General features: G+C 33.7%; 2 protein-coding genes. Both read left to right on the top strand.

Annotation, left to right across the window (positions count from 1 at the left end; translation table 11 throughout):
* Positions 1-594 (top strand): pentapeptide repeat-containing protein (locus Megvenef_RS09250; RefSeq protein ID WP_322777633.1); only part of this gene is annotated, 594 nt, incomplete at its 5' end.
* 314 nt (positions 595-908) lie between these two features.
* Positions 909-1,655 (top strand): hypothetical protein, encoded by a 747-nt coding sequence (locus tag Megvenef_RS09255; protein WP_322777634.1) that lies wholly within the window; start codon positions 909-911, stop codon positions 1,653-1,655.
* Positions 1,656-1,897 lie beyond the last annotated feature (242 nt).

Below are 1,897 nucleotides of genomic sequence, written 5' to 3' on the forward strand. Positions count from 1 at the left end.
TTATTAACATTTATTTTATTTAGTAATGCATGTGCTAAAGAAAACAATGATTTGAAACGCTTAGAGAACATAATTCAATCTCAACCTCAAAATGAAGTACTTAATTTACCAAAGCATGATTTTCGCACTGCAAATCTAGATATGGAAAATTTATTATCTTTTAAAGGATCAAATTTTGAGAAAGCGAATTTTTCAGGAACGCTTCAAAAACCTAAAGTTATTACCAATATTGACTTTACTAACTGTAATTTAAATGAAGCTGATTTTTCATATACTATCATCACTAAATGCAAATTTAATAATTCTCAACTTAATAAAGCGAATTTCGATGGAGCAGTTATAAAATTCACTTCGTTTCACAGTGCATTTTTAACTGAGTCTAATTTTAGTAGTACTAACCAAGAATCTGTTGGATTTGATAGCACAAATTTACAATGCTCTGTATGGGATAATGCAAATATATTTCGTTTAAGCTTCACTCGTAGTGATGAGAGAGGGCTGGTCAAGAACAATATAAAAGAAAAGCATTGCTCACATGAAGATGCCGTTGGGACTAAACTACTTGAATCTTTTAAGTGCCCCAGCACTAAATAATACAAACAAACTTTCATTTAAAGTAGGTTTCACTTTTATAGCAACAACTTCCCCCATCTCTATTAGTATTTTTTGATCGTTTAAAATTAAAGTAACGCCTAAAAACGGATATCAATAAATATGTATATGTTACTACTTTTTTTTACTTAACTTGGAGTAGAGCAGCTAGTAAGGCTGCTCTACAAAGTTATTCATTTTAAATACTTCTTAAATTTTTGTTAAAGTTTCGTATATATTAACGATCTTGTTGATTATTGTTATTAACATGTTATATTAGCCAAACATTTCTATAATTTAAAGAAGAGGTAAAATTAATGAGTAAAGATGAAAGACATGAGGAAGAATTACCAGAAGCAAAGTTAGTTTTAGGTAATGAGCTACTAGGAGGAGGAAAGCCGCGATTGTTAACGATGATATCAGCAACATCATCAGCAGAGCAGTATTTTAAAGATCTAGCTAAAAATAGAATAAGTATGGATGATTACTTGTTAAGAGGCTCCTGGAAGAATGCCTTGTTAAGCATAAAAAAGCCGCCTATGACATATAAATATCTTAAAGAAACTATTGATAGTTGTGATGAGTATGAGAAGATAGCTCTTATTCACAAGTTTTTCAGACAACCGATCGATGTATTACAACCTATTTTAAAAGAGGATTTCGTTAAATTATTTAATGAGATTTTTAACGAAAATAAAATTATATTTTTAAATGAAGTCCTTTCTCTCTCTGATGAGATTTTACTAGCTACCTTTGTTAATAGCTCTAATACTGAATTTAGCGCTAACTTAGATGCTGTAGCACATGGGACGTGCGGTGCACCTTATGGTGGTCCACTCTTCCAAAGATTCTCTAGTCTATTAGGCAAACTTGATGAATGTTCCGGCGGTGTTATTTCAGCAATACTTGCGACGAAGCATAGACCGGCTGAATTTGATCATAGAGAATTAATGTCAGGTCCATTAACTGTTAATGGAGAAGCAGACAATGAATTCGTAAAACCTACAGATCCAGATAATGATGTTACGAATCTTGGTGGAGAGAACCCTGATCAGGATAATTAATTACATAAGCTATAGAAGAATATTGTCATTGCGACGTGGCTATCCAGCTTTTATTACAAAACTGCTACACTCCGGAGTTTTATTTTTTCTGGATGCCACGTCACGCCATGACGTTTAGAACACCTACTTAAACAGCAAAGGAAATGCTACAGCTGCATTTAGCTGAAGCATTGGGGTGGGGGGGGGGGGGGGGGGTTAAAAAAGGGGCCTACCTAGCCCCCGGATAAATTCTAGGGGGCAAT

This window comes from Candidatus Megaera venefica (assembly GCF_034554655.1).
Classification (GTDB): Bacteria; Pseudomonadota; Alphaproteobacteria; order Rickettsiales; family Rickettsiaceae; genus Megaera_A; species Megaera_A venefica.

Excerpts from the sequence above, each read along its gene's own strand:
- Megvenef_RS09255 (WP_322777634.1), top strand. The coding sequence starts at position 909 with ATGAGTAAAGATGAAAGACATGAGGAAGAATTACCAGAAGCAAAGTTA.